Annotated in this window: 14 protein-coding genes; 9 read left to right on the top strand and 5 right to left on the bottom strand. The window is 41.0% G+C overall.

Annotated features, from left to right (window positions below; translation table 11 throughout):
• Nucleotides 1-2 precede the first annotated feature (2 nt).
• On the bottom strand, nt 3-1,199 hold the full coding sequence (locus DYH63_RS18715) for a serine hydrolase domain-containing protein (protein WP_116790247.1): 1,197 nt from the start codon (nt 1,197-1,199) through the stop codon (nt 3-5).
• A 271-nt stretch (nt 1,200-1,470) separates the two neighbouring features.
• The gene (locus DYH63_RS18710; RefSeq protein ID WP_116790246.1) at nt 1,471-2,598 is read right to left on the bottom strand and encodes an endonuclease/exonuclease/phosphatase family protein; all 1,128 of its coding nucleotides are present in this window, start codon (nt 2,596-2,598) and stop codon (nt 1,471-1,473) included.
• A gap of 138 nt (nt 2,599-2,736) precedes the next feature.
• Here DYH63_RS18710 and DYH63_RS18705 point away from each other — a divergent pair, with 138 nt between their 5' ends.
• From DYH63_RS18705 to DYH63_RS18695, 3 genes are read left to right on the top strand one after another with little or no spacing between them, the layout of a single operon-like run.
• On the top strand, nt 2,737-5,535 hold the full coding sequence (locus DYH63_RS18705) for a carboxypeptidase-like regulatory domain-containing protein (RefSeq protein WP_162927094.1): 2,799 nt from the start codon (nt 2,737-2,739) through the stop codon (nt 5,533-5,535).
• Between the two features lie 11 nt (nt 5,536-5,546).
• Nucleotides 5,547-6,143, top strand: a complete 597-nt coding sequence (locus DYH63_RS18700; protein WP_116790244.1) for a choice-of-anchor J domain-containing protein — start codon at nt 5,547-5,549, stop codon at nt 6,141-6,143.
• A 19-nt stretch (nt 6,144-6,162) separates the two neighbouring features.
• Entirely contained in the window at nt 6,163-7,539 is a 1,377-nt protein-coding gene (locus tag DYH63_RS18695) for a DUF5689 domain-containing protein (RefSeq protein ID WP_116790891.1), read from the top strand.
• Between the two features lie 31 nt (nt 7,540-7,570).
• On the opposite strand, the gene DYH63_RS18690 is transcribed toward DYH63_RS18695, so the two are convergent.
• Entirely contained in the window at nt 7,571-7,882 is a 312-nt protein-coding gene (locus DYH63_RS18690; RefSeq protein ID WP_116790243.1) for a hypothetical protein, read from the bottom strand.
• Nucleotides 7,883-7,968: 86 nt separating this feature from the next.
• Here DYH63_RS18690 and DYH63_RS18685 point away from each other — a divergent pair, with 86 nt between their 5' ends.
• The 4 genes from DYH63_RS18685 (at nt 7,969) to DYH63_RS18670 (ending at nt 13,331) form a co-directional block, all read left to right on the top strand.
• On the top strand, nt 7,969-8,175 hold the full coding sequence (locus tag DYH63_RS18685) for a helix-turn-helix domain-containing protein (protein WP_116790242.1): 207 nt from the start codon (nt 7,969-7,971) through the stop codon (nt 8,173-8,175).
• Nucleotides 8,168-10,147 carry a DUF2075 domain-containing protein gene (locus DYH63_RS18680; RefSeq protein ID WP_116790241.1) on the top strand — a complete coding sequence of 660 codons (1,980 nt, stop codon included), beginning with the start codon at nt 8,168-8,170 and terminating at the stop codon, nt 10,145-10,147. Before DYH63_RS18685 ends, DYH63_RS18680 begins: the two co-directional genes overlap by 8 nt.
• Before the next feature lie 159 nt (nt 10,148-10,306).
• Nucleotides 10,307-10,909, top strand: a complete 603-nt coding sequence (locus DYH63_RS18675) for a DUF1349 domain-containing protein (RefSeq protein WP_116790240.1) — start codon at nt 10,307-10,309, stop codon at nt 10,907-10,909.
• Nucleotides 10,910-11,120: 211 nt separating this feature from the next.
• Nucleotides 11,121-13,331, top strand: a complete 2,211-nt coding sequence (locus tag DYH63_RS18670) for a S41 family peptidase (RefSeq protein ID WP_116790239.1) — start codon at nt 11,121-11,123, stop codon at nt 13,329-13,331.
• A gap of 29 nt (nt 13,332-13,360) precedes the next feature.
• Here DYH63_RS18670 and DYH63_RS18665 read toward each other — a convergent pair whose 3' ends face one another.
• Together DYH63_RS18665 and DYH63_RS18660 are read right to left on the bottom strand one after the other, a co-directional pair.
• A complete protein-coding gene (locus tag DYH63_RS18665) occupies nt 13,361-14,167 on the bottom strand; it encodes an HAEPLYID family protein (protein ID WP_116790238.1) in 807 nt (268 codons plus the stop codon).
• Between the two features lie 259 nt (nt 14,168-14,426).
• Nucleotides 14,427-14,801: a winged helix-turn-helix transcriptional regulator gene (locus tag DYH63_RS18660; protein ID WP_116790237.1), complete on the bottom strand. Its 375-nt coding sequence runs from the start codon at nt 14,799-14,801 to the stop codon at nt 14,427-14,429.
• A 109-nt stretch (nt 14,802-14,910) separates the two neighbouring features.
• Between DYH63_RS18660 and DYH63_RS18655 the strand changes: the two genes are divergently transcribed.
• The gene (locus DYH63_RS18655) at nt 14,911-15,510 is read left to right on the top strand and encodes an FMN-dependent NADH-azoreductase (RefSeq protein ID WP_116790236.1); all 600 of its coding nucleotides are present in this window, start codon (nt 14,911-14,913) and stop codon (nt 15,508-15,510) included.
• A 336-nt stretch (nt 15,511-15,846) separates the two neighbouring features.
• Entirely contained in the window at nt 15,847-16,350 is a 504-nt protein-coding gene (locus DYH63_RS18650; RefSeq protein ID WP_116790235.1) for a DinB family protein, read from the top strand.
• Nucleotides 16,351-16,417: the final 67 nt, after the last annotated feature.

The raw sequence follows: 16,417 nt of genomic DNA, 5'->3' as shown, positions 1-16,417 counted from the left end.
TATTATTTCATTTCACGTTTGTTGCCCTCCCCTTCTTCGGGTTTCATTTTGCCCATCATTTTGTAGGCTTCGTCTACATAAACATAAAAGTCGTTGCTATGCGCATCGGTTTTTTTATCGAGTTGCTTACCTTTAGTATGGCCTAAGCGCACTATAATTATATTATCCTGCGGAATGCAAATAACAAACTGCCCTAAATGCCCGCGCATATAATACATTTTTTTGCCCAGGTAATTATTTATCCACCAGCCATAGCCATATTCTGGCGCATCTTTAAAACGTGGTGTAACCATTTTGGCAACATCGGTACTGTCTAACAACTTAGCGCCATTCCACGAGCCATTATGGAGGAAGAGTTTACCAAAACGGGCAAAATCGCGCGCGTTACTACCAAAACAGCAATAGGCTTTTTCGATACCGCCCTCTTTATCTGTTTGCCACAGTGCATCGTTAGCCGCACCCATAGGCTTCCAGAATTTATCAGACACATAATCGCTAAGGGTTTGCCCCGTGGCTTTTGTTACTACCATAGCAAGCAGCTCTGTAGCGCCACTAACATATACAAACTTTTGCCCCGGCTCTTCTACCACAGGCACACTTAGCATGGTATCCCAAAGGTGGTTGCCAAAGTAAGCGCGGGTGGTAATGCTAAAAGCACTGCTGTATTCCTCATTCCAGTCAAGCCCTGTAGCCATAGACGATAAATCGCCCACGGTAAGCTTAGCGCCAAGGCCTTTAGTAAATTCAGGAAAATAGTCGCCCACCTTTTGGTCAAGGCTTTTTATTTTGCCCTCTTCAATAGCCTTAAACATTGCCGCAGAAACGATGCTCTTAGCCATAGAAAACGAGTTGGACTTAGAGTCCTGACCATAACCATCATAATAGCTTTCATGCCAAATGCTGTCGTTCTTTATAATAAGGTAGGCAACAGTGCCCAGTTCTTTATGTACGGCTTCGAGCCTTTCAGTTCCTTTTACTTTATTATAGTCTGTAGCTTCTGCCCATGGCTGCGCTGTACCTTTATGTACAATACGATTATCAAAATGGGTATAATCATCAAGGTATGCGGTAGTTTTGCCATGCAGGTATACCACACGCACGGCTTTTAAAAGATAGTCTACATCAAAAATATAGAGCAGCATCACAAGTATTGCAACGGGCAGCACAAACCATTTGAGAAGTTTTTTAAGGAATTTCATAAAGGTTAAGGTTTGTACGAATGTAATGATTTTTATTTTCTTTTGTCTTGATACAAAAGAAACAAAAGATCAAGGCGCTAACTTCTTATGCTACAAATTATCCATTTCAGCTAAAAGATTTGAACTCGCTACGCTCAAACAGCAAATCTTTTTACGCCTCAATGTCTAATTTGCTTAACGCAACGAAGTTTAATGCCTTTAGCTTCACTCATCACTTAAATTCAGAACTTTAAAAAACAAAAAACCCGCTTTTCAGCGGGCTTCAGTTCTTTTATTTTTGTTCCTTAATAAGGTACATGTATACCGGAAAGTGGTCGCTATAACCTACCTGTCCGTTGCTATTTCTTAGCGGGTAGCCTTTGTACTGGCCACTAGGCTGTACTAAAAAGGTTTTGTTGTACACGCCCGCTTTCCAGAAACGGTAAGAGGTATAATCTTTTTTAATAAGGGGCTCAGTAATAATCATCTGGTCAAAAAGATCCCACGCATCACGGTATGCCAGGGTTCCAATACCTTTTTTGCTCATCTCCTCCATAGGGTTAAACAGGCCACCTGTACCCACTTCATCTTTATGCGCTTTTGCGCCAAGCACAACTTTTATACTCTTATTATAAGGGCCATCGTTAAGGTCGCCCATGGTAATAAGCTTAGTATTTGGGTTTATGCTATATAAAGAATCTATTATCTTTTTATTAAGTGCCGCTGCTGCCTCACGGTTAGGGCTGCTCTTTTTTTCGCCACCAGAACGCGATGGCCAGTGGTTTACAATAAAGCTTATTTGCTCGCCATCCAGCATACCGGTAACCAGTAACTGGTCGCGGGTATAAATACGGCCACTGTAGTCTACGTTTATATATACGGCCATATCTTCGGTATCCTCGGTTTTTTTACCGGCCGCAGCATCTTTCTCTGCCTGTATTTTTTCTTTGGCACGCTCCTGGTCATATATAATAAGCGGTATATTTTTATAGCTTGTAGGCTTAAATATGGCTTTTTTATAAAGGAGTGCCACGTCTATACCACGCTTATCGGGGCTGTCGAAGTGAATAATACCATATCCTTTATCGGCTAAAAGGGGCTGCTTAAGCAGGTCTTCTAACACACCGCGGTTTTCTACCTCGGCAAGGCCTATTATGGCAGGAGATTGCGAATTTTCGCCCGTACCAAGTTCTGCAAGCACGCGCGAAAGGTGCTGTAGCTTTAGCTTGTACTTGGCTCCTGTCCAGGCCTGTTTGCCATTTGCAAGCCACTCTTCATCATTATTTGGGCCATTAATAGTATCAAATAAGTTTTCTACATTGTAGAAGGCAATGGTCTGAACCTTAAACTTTTTTTCCTGCGCCTTTGCACCGGTTACCATCACTAAAAGCAGGACAAGAAAGCTGATCTTTTTAATCATTCTTAACAATATTAATTTAACATCAATTTTTATAACAAACTGGATGCCAAAAGTAAATAATATTTTCAAATGATGTACATTTGCCGCCGTTAAGAAATATTTAACTTAACGCAGAAAAGAAATAATTTATATTTATCTATGAAAAAACTCGTACTCAGTCTTTTATTAGTGATGCAGGTTGTGTTTGCCTGGGCGCAAAACGCAGCATCAGTACAGGGAAAGGTAGTCGATTCTAAATCTCAAAAGCCCCTGGAGAATGTTGTGGCTACCATTGAAGCTACCGGCCAGACGGCTATTACCAATGTTGAAGGTATTTTTATATTTAAAGACGTTGCCGCAGAGAGCCATGTGCTTACTGTGGGTACAGCAGGCTACACCATCCAAACTTTTACTGTAGAAGTAGCAGCCGGACAAGCGCTTGACCTTGGTGTGGTATCTCTTGAAGAAGACATTACATCTGAACAACAGCTGGGCCTTATTACCATTACTGATAATGACCTTGGTGATGACAACAGTGGTTCAGAAAATACAGCGGGCCTTTTACAGGCATCGCGCGACACCTACCAGCAGGTAGCTGCCTTTAACTGGGGCCAGGCACGTTTTAGAATCCGTGGACTTGACAACCAGTATGGTACTACCATGATTAACGGTGTTATAATGAATAAAATATATGACGGAAGACCACAATGGAGCAACTGGGGCGGACTTAATGATGTAACCCGTAACCAGGAGTTTACTATGGGTTCTGCGCCAAGCGACTACACCTTTGGTGGTGTGCTGGGTACTCAGGAAATTAATACACGTGCCTCTATATTCAGGCCGGGTGTAAGAATATCTTTTTCAGGTACAAACACTAACTACAACTGGAGGTCTATGGCTACCTACTCTTCAGGGCTTCGCCCTGACGGATGGGCTTACAGCATATCTGCATCAAGAAGGTGGGCTGTAGAAGGTTATTTTGATGGTACTGACTATGCTGCAAATTCATTTTTTGCAAGTGTTGAGAAAAAGATAAACGACCACCACAGCATTAACTTTACAAGTATATATGCACAAAACAGCAGAGGCAAAAACTCGCCAAATACTAAAGAAGTTACTGATATTGCCGGCGAAAAATACAACTCTTACTGGGGATGGCAGGATGGAAAAAAACGCAACAGCCGCGATAAGGATGTTGAAGAGCCTATCTTAATGCTAAGCCACTACTGGACTATAGGCGAAACTACATCGCTAAACACAAACGTTTCTTACCAGTTTGGATCTATCGGAAACAGCCGCCTGGATTACCAGAATGCTAACAACCCTGATCCTACTTACTACAGAAACCTGCCAAGCTACTACATGAATGCCGAAATTGGCGATTCTGAAGCAGATGCTAACAGCCATGCACTATTTACAACCAACAAGCAAATAGACTGGAACCAGCTTTACCAAACAAACCAGAACACCGCTAACGGCCGTAGTGCTTATGTGCTTTATGAAGACCGTACAGACGATAAAACGTTTACTGCAAATACAATACTTCGCTCTCAGCTAAGTGATAATATTTCTATGAACGGTGGTGCTACATACAGGCACCTTAAGAGCCACAACTTCCAGAACCTGCTAGACCTTTTAGGCGGCCAGTTCTTTGAAGATTTTGACAACTACTATTCAGGAGATTTTTCTCAGAGCGACCTTAACAACCCTAACCGCCAGGTGGGTGTGGGCGATACTTATGGCTACAACTACAACCTGTATGCTAACGTAGCTGATGCTTTTGCACAGTTTAAATTTAACTACAGCAAGTTTGATTTTTATGTAGGCGGTAACTTTACTTATACAGACTACCAAAGGGATGGTCTTTACAAGAACGGACTTTATGCTAACAACTCTTTAGGTAAAAGCGAAAAACTTAACTTTAACACCTTTGGTGTAAAAGGTGGCGTTACTTATAAAATAGATGGCCGTAACATGATCGTGCTAAACGGTATACACATGACGCAGGCTCCTACGCTTAGAAATGCTTTTCCTAATGCAAGGCTAAGCAACCAGATTGTAAACGGTATAGAAAACGAGGTTATTACAGGTGGAGATATTAGCTATGTAATAAGAACACCAAGGCTTAAAACAAAGCTTACCGGTTTTTATACTCAAATGCAAAACTCTATTAAAACATCGTTCTTCTTTGGAGACGGTATATTTGAAGGTGACGACGCTAACGCGTTTGTCGCAGAAACTGTAACAGGTGCAGATAAGCGCATGATGGGTGGTGAATTTGGTATTGAGTACAACCTTACCAGTACAATTACTGTAAAAGGTGCGGCATCTTATGGCCAGTACATTTATACTAACAACCCTAATGTAAGCATTAACAACGATGCTCTTGCAGCAGCTATTGATGATAGCGGCATAGGTGGTGTTACAGGAAACGTACCCACTACAACAGTTAGCTATGGCCAGGCTAAGTTGAAAAACTACAAACTGGGTGGCATGCCACAGCAGGCATATTCATTAGGACTGGAATATCATGACCCTCATTTCTGGTGGGTAGGTGTAAACGGTAACTACCTTGCAGATAACTATTCAGAAGTTTCTTCTCTTTTAAGAACAGAGAACTTCTTTAAAGACCCAGCTACTCAAAATGGTGTTCCTTACGAAAGTATAGACACTTCTCTTGCAAATAAGCTACTTAAACAAGAGCGTTTTGACAACTTCTTCCTTATGAACCTTCAGGGAGGTAAGTCATGGAAAATAGGTAACCAGCTTGTAGGTGTATTTATCAGCGTAAACAACGTGCTTGATAAAACATACAAAACAGGTGGATTTGAACAATCACGTAATGCTACTTATGGTGCACTTGCGGCAGATACTCAGAACGGAAGACCTCAGTTTGGTTCTAAATATTTCTACGGTTTCGGAAGAAATTACTTCGTGAACCTTTACATCAACTTCTAATTAAAAATGCTATGAAGATATTTTTTAAAAACTTTTTCTTTGCCGCTTTAGCTACAACAGCATTAGTAAGCTGCGATGATGATACTGAACTGCCTACTTACAGAGAACCTGTAATGTATGAAAAATTTGAAATAGGAGATGATAACACTCCGTTTCAGGCAGAAGGCTGGTCAACCTTTTTACAGGCCGGTACCGCCGCATGGACAATACAGCGTTACAGCAATAACGGATATGCAGAGTTTAACCCATATGGTAGTAACAACCCTGTAAATATTGGCTGGCTTATTTCTCCTGCTATTGAGCTGGGTGAAACCAACAACAAAACGCTTACGTTTGAAGCCTCTCAGGCATTTACAAGTAACGCTAACAATAAGCTTGAAGTATTTATATCTTCAGACTATAATGGTGATGTAGCTACTGCCACATGGACACCTGTAACCTTTAAGGCACCAAAAATTGCAGGTGTAAACTTTGCATTTGTTGCGTCGGGCAAAATAAGCCTTGTTCCTTACAAAGGAAATGTACGCGTTGCCTTTAAAGTTACCGGCTCTGGTACAGACCAGGCTCTTGATGGCTCTTATCAAATAGACAATGTTGTTGTTTACTAATTATTTAAAAATTATGAAAATGAGTTTTCTTAAACCCGCAATATTTAGCCTGGCACTGGCAACTTTGCTTACGGGCTGTGTAAACAATGATGATTACGGCATACCTCTTAAAGACTGTGTAGACCCGGGACTTACTACTACTAAAACAGTTGCCGATATATTTGCTGCTTCTACAACCGTTGTAAGGCAATATACTGCAGATGATATTATTGAGGCCTATGTAACATCCAGCGATGAAAGAGGTAACATCTTTAAAACGGTGTACCTGCAAACGCTTCCGGCTCAGGGTACCCCTGTAGGATTTAGCATTGCTATAGACAGGACAAGCCTTTTTGGCGTTAATTTTTATCCGGGCAAAAAAGTAGTTATCAAACTAAAAGACCTGTACTATGCCAGGGTAAACGGTGCTCTTGCATTAGGCGCCCTTTATAACGGTGCTATAGGCAGGATAGCTGAATATGACTACAAGAAATTTACATTTCCTACCTGTGATGAAGTAAGCGAAGACCAACTGGTAAGAAGCTTTACATTAACACAAGCCGTTAGTACTGCTAACCTAAACACGCTTATAGAACTTACAGGTGTACAGTTTGACGATGCTTTTGTAAACGGTACTTATTATGACGAAAATGATACTGCAAATACTGCGGGCGGATCTACTAACCGAAAAATTGTAAGTGCAGTAGGTGGCAACGTTACTGTAGAGTTCCGTACCAGCAGCTTTTCTAACTTTGCAGGAGATAAAGTTCCCGGCAACAGCGGTAAGATAAGAGGTATACTTACAAAGTATAACGATACTTACCAGTTCCTTGCACGTTCTGCAAAAGATGTTAACCTTACTGAGCCAAGATTTGATGCTGCTCCGCCAATTATAGGTGGTACAATAGCATATGGCACATACAACGAAACATTTGAAAGCTACACACTTGACAGCGCTACATTTAACAATGCAGTTAATGATGCTATAACAGGTATCCGTTACTGGCAGGTAAAATCGTTTAACAACAACAAGTACATTCAGGTTACAGCATTTGGTGGCGGAAACACCGCGGCTAACAGAACAATATATGCTGTACCGGCTAACTTTACTACGGCTAATACCTTCTCTTTCCAAACTAAAGATGGTTATAATACAGGCGAAGTACTTAAAGTATATTACTCTACAAACTATACACCAGGCGGCGACATTAATGCTGCTACCCTTGTAGACATTACTTCTAACTTTGCTATTGCTACAGGAACAGCTAACGGTTATGCAAATAACTTTACAAACAGTGGCGATTATGCCATTCCGGCAACCCTTACAGGAAACGGTTTCTTTATATTTGAGTATGTAGGTAACGGCAGGTCTGGCCCTACTACTACTATGCAAATTGACAACGTTAAGGTACAGTAATCTGACCTTTATGATAATTGAAAACGGGGCTTTAAAGCCCCGTTTTTTGTTTTGGCATACTTCGTAGAAACAAGCTTATAGATATAAACTCATCTTGTATTTCTGTAATTTCAATGTTTAAGAATTCATGCCAGTAGTGGTCATCCTCAGTCCATTCATCAAAATATAATGTTGGCAAGCCCCAATCTTCTGCAACAAAATATTCGCCATCTATGAGGTTAGATTGTATTGCAGTTTCAATTTCTTCAATTGAAATATTAGTGGGATTTGAAAAGTTTACACTTCCAAAGTTTTTATAGTTGCTACTGTCGCGGTAAAGATAATTAAGGGTTATGGCTTGCATAATAAACTATAAGTATTATTCAAATGTAGTAAATACCCGACTGTACTCCGTTGTTTTATAGTCTACATTTTTGAATTTTTGTTGATATGGATATCAAACAAAAATTCGGACTTAAAATTAAAGAGTTACGGAAGCTTAAGAAGTTATCGCAAGAGAGGCTAGCCAACCTTGCCGAGATAGATAGAACATATCTTCCAACTATCGAAAAAGGAGAACGTAATGTATCCATCACCGTTATTGAAAAGTTAGCAATAGCTTTAGGAGTAAAAATTAAAGACCTGTTTGATGAATAGGGCATATTACTCTGCATTAATATCTGGTTTTATTAAAGAAGATTTAGATAGTATCCACGGTAAGATTTCCGGACAATACGACTTAAACAAATTGGCCATTCAACAATCTAATGCTTGGAAAAATCAGACAATAATACTTAAGAATTCACTCAAAAATTTCACAGGTAAAATTTACTTTGAGTTTACCATTCCAAGAATGGGCAAGAGGGTTGATAATATCCTCATTATTGGCAATTGCATTTTCATTATCGAATTCAAGATCGGCTCAAGCGTTTATGATAACTATGCAAAAGAGCAAGCTTTTAATTACGGTTTAGACATGAATAACTTTCATGAAGGAAGCCATAATAAAATCATCATCCCAATTCTGGTGGCCGAGAACGCCGCCACAGTTCAGAATATCTTTAGTAGAAGTTATGATAATCTTTATGATACCATATACTCAAACGCTTCAGATCTAGCTAGCGTTATTAGTGAAGCCTTACTGCATTTTGATGGCGCGCCATCAATTGATATCGAACTTTGGGAACATTCTATCTATAAACCTACTCCTACTATTATTGAGGCCGCTACCGCATTATATAAAAAACATAATGTTGAAGAAATATCAAGAAGTGATGCCGGAGCAGAAAATCTTTCAGTAACTTCAGAATGCATTTCTCAAATTATCGACTTCTCAAAAACGAATAACAAAAAATCAATTTGTTTTATAACGGGTGTGCCGGGCGCAGGTAAAACTCTCGCAGGTTTAAATATTGCAAATTTACGTTCAAATTATGAGCAGGAAGAACATGCCGTATTTTTATCGGGTAATGGTCCTCTAGTAGACGTATTGAGGGAAGCCCTAGCCCGCGATAAAGTCAAAACTGCAAAAGAAGAAAATGTATCAATTACAAAATTCATGGCTTCTTCTCACGTAAAATCGTTCATACAAAACATACACCATTTTAGAGATGCTTCTCTTAGAGATGTTGGTGCGCCTATTGAAAAAGTTACAATTTTTGATGAGGCACAGCGCGCTTGGACGAAAGAACAGGCCTCTAGCTTCATGAAAAGAAATAAAGGTATGGCTGATTTTAATAAATCAGAGCCTGAGTTTCTTATTGAAGTTATGGACAGGCATCAAGATTGGTGCACCATTGTTTGCCTTATTGGTGGAGGACAAGAAATTAATACGGGAGAAGCTGGACTAGAAGAGTGGATTAGACCTTTCGCAGAACACTTTAAAGATTGGAATATTTATTATTCATCGGAAATTACTAATGATGGAAATTATATAAGAAATCCTAGTACACTTCACATTTTAAAACAAAAAGGTGCAATGGAAAAACCTGAACTTCATCTTTCCGTTTCCTTGCGCTCTTTTAGAAGTGCCCAATTATCGAACTTTGTCCAAGAGATAATTAATAATAACCCAACGGAAGCAGCAAACATTTATCTCAACTTTATTAAAGAAAGTTACCCAATTGCTATTACAAGAAATTTAGAAACAGCACGTAATTGGTTAAAATCTAAAACTATTGGATCTGAACGCATGGGAATAGTAGCTTCGTCAGGAGCTATACGCTTAAGACCGTTCGGATTAAATGTAAAGGCTAAAATAGATGCTCCTATCTGGTTTCTTAATGATAAAGATGATATCCGTTCTTCATTCTTTTTGGAAGAAGTGGCCACAGAATTTGATATTCAGGGATTAGAACTGGACTGGACGTGTGTTGCCTGGGATGGCGATTTACATTACCATAACAATCAATGGAATTATAAAAAGTTTAAAGGTACAAAGTGGCAAAATATTAGTAGCCCTGAAATCATTAAATATCTTATTAACTCTTATAGAGTACTTTTAACAAGGGCACGTCAGGGCATGATTATTTATATTCCTGAAGGAAATCCTGAAGATATAACAAGGCCACCGTTTATTTACGATGGAACTTTCGAATTTTTTAAAAGTATAGGTATTGAAGACGTGTAGATACTGACGCATACGTATAACGTAAAGTGTATTTAATATTAGTTCACACCCAACAACCTTTAAAATTCCTCCGAAACCTTTCCATCATCCAGAACTATCCGGCTTTCCTAATTTAAGTTTGTTCCCTACCTTTACAAAAACATCTTATCCACAAACACCATGAAAAACCTCATCCTGTCCCTTACCCTATTGGCATCACTTGCCACGTTTGCACAACGAAAAATGGAATGGTACAACCAACCCGAAAAATGGAGCGGCACTACTGATAAGCTAACCTTTACGGTAGAACCCGGTACCGACTACTGGCAGGTAACCCATTATGGCTTTATACGCGATAACGGCCCCTTTAGCTATGTAGAAGTAGAAGGCGATTTTGAGGTAAGCGTTAAGGTTACGGGAGCGTATAAAGAGCTGTTTCACCAGGCGGGCATAATGCTGCGCATAGACGAAAAGAATTGGATAAAAACAGGTATCGAGTATGTAGATGGCAAACAAAACGTAAGCGCCGTAGTTACCCGCGATTTCTCCGACTGGTCGGTTATTCCGCGTAAAGACAGCCCGAAGTCAGTTTGGCTTAAGGTGCTGCGCAAAGGCGATTATGTAGAGGTGAAATTCTCTTTTGACGGAAAGAAATTTGAGATGCTGCGCCTGGCCTATTTCCCGCCAAAGGTAAAGGTAAAAGTGGGCATGGTAGCCGCTGCACCCGGCAAACTTAGCTTCCCTGTTACGTTTGAGAACTTCGAGATTAAAGAGGTAAAATAATACCAAATAAAAATATACTATAGGTCAGATATTTTTTCTCGCAAAGGCGCAGAGGCGCAAAGCTCTACGCCTCTGCGAGACATTTAAAGCATTGACCATAATAAATATGCAAATGGCATAACCTTATTCTAATCCTTACAGATCAGGAAATTTATACTACACCCTTAAAAAGCACGTTGTTATTGCGATCAACAATCAAAATAAACCAATAATGAAACATGCTTTTTGTGTGGCTATCGCCCTGCTGTGCGCATTAACAGCAACGGCGCAAGACGCTAAAACAGACTTTAACCTCGACTTCGAATCGACCATGAACGGCACTAAGCTCCCGGTTAGTTACCAGGAGTGGGGCAAAGATTACCTTGTCGTAACCGATTCTGCCGTGAGCCATAGCGGTAAAAAGTCCGTACTAATGCAAAAGGTAAAAGACGATGCAAGCTTTGGCTGCGTAGCACAGGGAATTCCCGCAATTTATAAAGGTAATACCGTTGCCATAAAAGGTTGGCTAAAGCTGGAGGGCGTTAAAGACGGCAGCGCAGGGCTATTTTTAAGAATAGACGGTGCGGGAGGTGTTTTGCAGTTCGAAAACATGCTCAAAGATAATATTACAGGAACTGCCGACTGGAAAGAATATGCCATAGAACTAGCCTTGCCGGAAAATGCCGAGAAGATTTACTTTGGCGCCTTAAACAGCGGTACAGGTAAAGTTTGGGCAGACGGCCTTGAACTTTTGATAAATGGTAAAGACATCAGCAAAGCCAAATTAAAAACCCCAAAACTGTATGCCGCTGATAAGGATACCGAATTTGATGCCGGTTCTAAAATACCATCTATAAACCTTACGCCGCAAAAAACAGAAGACCTTAAAATACTGGGGCTGGTATGGGGCTATCTTAAATACTACCATCCGGCAGTAGTGGCAGGAAATTATAACTGGGATGCCGAACTTTTCAGGATCATGCCAAAGGTACTGGCTGCCAGCACACCACAGCAGCGTGATAAAGTGCTATACACATGGGCTTCTTCTAAAGGGAAATTTACCACCGGCACCACTAAACTTAATAAAGATGCCAAACTACAACCGGATTTAGCCTGGATAGAAAAATCAGGACTTAGTAATGAACTGCAAAGTTTTCTTGTTTCGCTTAAAGATGCAAAACGTGCTGACGAAAGTTACTACATTGGGTTTTACAGCGGTGTTAATAACCCTGAGTTTAAGCACGAGAGGCCGTATGCCGACATGGACTTTAACGATACCGGTTACCGCATGCTGGCACTCTACCGCTACTGGAACATGATACAATACTTTTTCCCGAACAGGCACCTTATAGATGGCGACTGGAAGGATGTGTTAACCGAATTTGTTCCGCGCTTTGCAAATGCTAAAAACGAAACCGATTATAAAGTAGCCCTGTTAGAAATAATTGGCAGGATAAGCGATACTCATGCCAATGTATGGGGATATGATAACGCCCTAAGTACTTTTAGGGGCAGTAATTTTGCCGCTGCCGAAGTTACTTTTATTGAAGAGCAGGCTTTAGTTACCAATTTTTATGATGAAGAAAAAGGTAAGAAAACAGGTTTGCAAAAAGGTGATATCATTACGGCAGTTAACAATAAACCAGTGGCCGATTTTGTAAAGGAGCAGCTTAAATACTACCCTGCCTCTAACTATCCTACAAAATTAAGAGATATAGCACGGGGCGTACTGCGCAGTAACGATAGCACCATTACCATAAATTATACCCGGGCGGGCAAGCAGCTGAGCAAAACAATTAGTACCTACCCATCTAACAGCATAAATATTTATAGCAGTTACCAAAAGAAGGATACCTGCTTTAAATTCATAAACCCTAAAATTGCTTATTTATATCCGGGTACCATTAAGAACGACTATCTACCACAAATACTAAAAGACATAAAAGATACCGACGGACTTGTTATCGACCTGCGTTGCTATCCGTCAGAGTTTATTGTTTTTTCGCTGGGCAACCATTTGGGCGAAAAGGACAAAGACTTTGTAAAGTTTACCCAGGGCGGCCTTAAAAATCCGGGAGAGTTTACATATGGCGACCACGCTTCTGTTGGCGGTAAAAAATTGTATAAAGGAAAAGTGGTAGTACTGGTTAACGAAACTTCTCAAAGCCAGGCTGAGTATACCGCAATGGCATTTCGTGCTACCGGTGCTGTAATTATAGGCAGTACTACAGCCGGGGCAGATGGTAACGCAAGCGACATTATACTACCGGGCAAGGTGCGTACCATGATTAGCGGCATAGGCGTATACTACCCCGATGGTACCGAAACCCAGCGTGTAGGCATAGTGCCGGACATTGAGGTAAAACCTACCATAAAAGGAATACAGGCAGGCCGCGACGAAGTACTGGAAAAAGCAATTGAACTTATATCTAAAAAGCAATAATAACGAGGCTGCCCAATGGGTAGCCTTTTTTATGGCACCCATATCATGCGGGTCATGGCACTGGGGCCGTGGTTGTGGTGCGTTACAGGAATACCCGCCAACACACCCAGGCTTACACTTTTAGAAAATGCCACCTTAAACTGTGGGCGTAGTACAATTTCGGGCTTCTCATCAGAAAATTCCATGTTGGTTTCTACACCTGCAAAATTCCCGTTGTTAAACACATAGTGCAGGTTAGCGTTTACCTGTAGCAGGGTTTCTGTAGCATTGGTAGCAAATTCCTGCGAAATTACAGGCCCGGTATACAGCAGCGTATGAATGTTTGGCGTAAGCCTTTTGGCAGCAATAAAAATAGGATTGTAAAGCGTGCCTTTAAACAGCGGCGCATTGCTGCCCAGGGCATCAAAATCGGGCAGTTCCATTTCCTGTATATAGCCTATTGCCATACTGGTTTGGTGCTTTGCCGAAACCCAAAAGGTATATTGCGTAGCCAGCTTAATACCCTCTACACGGTTGCCCGGCAATGTAGCATCTGTATGGCCAGATGCCGGCGCATACATTTCAAAAGGCACTTCTACCTCAACACCAAGGCGGTTTGCCACAGCAAATTCATACTCGGCAAAACCGGAGTAGGTAATGTATTTTTTTTCATCGTTAATACCAAAACCCACATTAAGTTCGTGCTCGCCTTTGCGTGCACCAAGGTCGCGTATCAGGTCGATATACAAGGGCTCTGCATGCGAAAGCTTTAGTGGTTTAGGCTTGTCGGTAGTAGTTTGGGCAAAGGCCGCAACAATGTTTAAGGTAAAAGCAATAATGGCAAATACATTCTTCATAATCGTTTCATTTTGCGGCAAGCTATAACCGCAAACAGGAAACAATTAGGAATTATACCGATAATCTAACCACAAGGGGCACAAAGTTTTCACAAAGAACACAAAGCTGCATCAATAATTACTTACTAATAAATTAAAAAGAACACAACGCCGTCGTATTAGACAGGACTCTTGAGAGAGTATAAATAAAAATATCTGTCACACGAGCTTTGTGTTCTTTGTGAAAACTTTGTGCCCCTTGTGGTAAAATCGCAGTTCTTTAAGAAGCCTGCCTGCCCTCCATGCGCAGTTTTTCGCGGTGCTGTTCGCCCCAGTTGCCCAGCGCCTGTAAAACTTCTTTTAGCGACGATGTGTACCCTGTAGGCTCATAGGTAACAACCACGGGTGTACCGGTATTTACAGATCGTTTTACAAAACCATTTATCTCCAGGTCTTTTAGCTCGTTGCTCAGCACCTTGGCAGAAATGCCGTCTAAAATGCGTTGCAGCTCGTTAAACCGCATATGCCCGTCAGACAGGGCGATGATAATGCGCAGCTTCCACTTACCACCAATTACATATAGTGCATCGCCCACATTTCGCAGTCTTGCAGAGCACGCTGTTGCCGAATGTTCTCCGTTACAATCGTTTACCATGGTCTTTCTGTTTAGAGTTACCAAAAGGTAACCGCTTACCTTTTGTATAGTACTAACTTATTGAAAGCAAATGTAAGTAATTTTGGTTCAAATTAAATACGACATAAAAATGAAAAACGTCCTGCACATCATATCAAGCCCGCGTGGTGAAGAATCTATAAGTGTAAAACTAGGCAATGCAATTACCGCACAGGTTGCCGAAACTTTTCCGGGGAGCAGTGTTACCCAACTGGATCTTACTGTAAACCCGTTTCCGCATATTGATGGCGAACAGATAAAAGCATTACGCACACCGGCCGATTTACATACTGCTGAGCACAAAGCATTACTTAAACGCTCTGACGACGCACTAGCACAATTGTTTGCTACTGATATAATTGTTATAGGCGCACCAATATATAACTTTGGCATTCCCTCAACACTTAAAAGCTGGCTTGATAATGTAGTACGCGCAGGGCAGTCTTTTACATACGCCTCAGGTAGTCCCGAAGGATTGATTAAGGGCAAAAAAGCATATATAGCTGTAGCATCGGGTGCTGTATTTTCTGAAGGCCCGTACACCTCTTTTGATTTTGCCATTTCGTATCTTAAGGGAGTACTTAACTTTATAGGGATTACAGATATTGAGGTAATTCGTGCCGAAGGGCTGGGTGTGCCTACATTACAGGAAACCGCACTGGATAAGGCTATTTCGGCAATTGCCGTATAAATATTGCACACACATCATCTTTTAAAAGCCATCTTATTCAGGTGGCTTTTTGCTTTTCGCCTCCTTAAGCTTTATTTACAGCATTTTGCAGGTTGCCATTATCTAATAATTTAAGTGGCTCGCCAAGGCGAGAAGACGCAAAGTGACTATGGAATATTTGACTGAATAATGTTAGTGATAACTCATAAAGCTTTGCGCCTTCGCATCTTTGCGAGAAAAAAATGAACGGCATTCTTACAAAGAATAAAAATCTTCACTTTCTATAAACACTGCTGACACTGGGTTGTCACAAGGCGCTTTTACCTTTGCCATATAAATCTTAAAACAACAATCATTATGGAAAATGTACAGGCACCAACAGCAGCACTTTTAACTTCCGAAGCATTACTAAAACATTGGCAGGGTCACCGCGGCCTTACCCGCAGGACTATTGAAGCCTTTCCTGAGAAAGACCTTTTTGAATTCAGTATTGGCGGTATGCGCACCTTTGCGGTACTGGCTATGGAAATTGTAGACCTTACCGGCCCCGGTATTAAAGGGCTAGCCACAGGCGAATGGAGCGAGAATCCAATGGCACACATCTCTGGCGAGGGTATGCCAAAGACTAAAGAGGAGCTGCTTACCATTTGGGATGAAACTACAAATCGCCTTGAAACCTACTGGCCTCAAATATCAACAGAAAAATTTGACGATGCCGTTAAAGCCTTTGGCATGTATGACGGTACCATTTTAAGCACCATCCTTTATTTTATGGATAATGAGGTGCACCACCGCGGCCAGGGTTATGTATACCTGCGCGCACTGGGCATAGAGCCGCCTTTCTTTTGGGAGAGGGCATAATTAACAGCCGGAGTTTAACCCATCAGTCTTAAAAATCAAAATCCCCGTTGCAAAAAGCAATAGGGGA

It is taken from the genome of Flavobacterium psychrotrophum, from assembly GCF_003403075.1.
Taxonomy (GTDB): Bacteria; Bacteroidota; Bacteroidia; order Flavobacteriales; family Flavobacteriaceae; genus Flavobacterium; species Flavobacterium psychrotrophum.
Note: the sequence above shows the minus strand (reverse complement) of the source record. Positions and strands in the feature narration are given on the sequence as shown.

Excerpts from the sequence above, each read along its gene's own strand:
- DYH63_RS18715 (WP_116790247.1), bottom strand. The coding sequence starts at position 1,199 with ATGAAATTCCTTAAAAAACTTCTCAAATGGTTTGTGCTGCCCGTTGCA.
- DYH63_RS18710 (WP_116790246.1), bottom strand. The coding sequence starts at position 2,598 with ATGATTAAAAAGATCAGCTTTCTTGTCCTGCTTTTAGTGATGGTAACC.
- DYH63_RS18705 (WP_162927094.1), top strand. The coding sequence starts at position 2,737 with ATGAAAAAACTCGTACTCAGTCTTTTATTAGTGATGCAGGTTGTGTTT.
- DYH63_RS18700 (WP_116790244.1), top strand. The coding sequence starts at position 5,547 with ATGAAGATATTTTTTAAAAACTTTTTCTTTGCCGCTTTAGCTACAACA.
- DYH63_RS18695 (WP_116790891.1), top strand. The coding sequence starts at position 6,163 with ATGAGTTTTCTTAAACCCGCAATATTTAGCCTGGCACTGGCAACTTTG.
- DYH63_RS18690 (WP_116790243.1), bottom strand. The coding sequence starts at position 7,882 with ATGCAAGCCATAACCCTTAATTATCTTTACCGCGACAGTAGCAACTAT.
- DYH63_RS18685 (WP_116790242.1), top strand. The coding sequence starts at position 7,969 with ATGGATATCAAACAAAAATTCGGACTTAAAATTAAAGAGTTACGGAAG.
- DYH63_RS18680 (WP_116790241.1), top strand. The coding sequence starts at position 8,168 with ATGAATAGGGCATATTACTCTGCATTAATATCTGGTTTTATTAAAGAA.
- DYH63_RS18675 (WP_116790240.1), top strand. The coding sequence starts at position 10,307 with ATGAAAAACCTCATCCTGTCCCTTACCCTATTGGCATCACTTGCCACG.
- DYH63_RS18670 (WP_116790239.1), top strand. The coding sequence starts at position 11,121 with ATGAAACATGCTTTTTGTGTGGCTATCGCCCTGCTGTGCGCATTAACA.
- DYH63_RS18665 (WP_116790238.1), bottom strand. The coding sequence starts at position 14,167 with ATGAAGAATGTATTTGCCATTATTGCTTTTACCTTAAACATTGTTGCG.
- DYH63_RS18660 (WP_116790237.1), bottom strand. The coding sequence starts at position 14,801 with ATGGTAAACGATTGTAACGGAGAACATTCGGCAACAGCGTGCTCTGCA.
- DYH63_RS18655 (WP_116790236.1), top strand. The coding sequence starts at position 14,911 with ATGAAAAACGTCCTGCACATCATATCAAGCCCGCGTGGTGAAGAATCT.
- DYH63_RS18650 (WP_116790235.1), top strand. The coding sequence starts at position 15,847 with ATGGAAAATGTACAGGCACCAACAGCAGCACTTTTAACTTCCGAAGCA.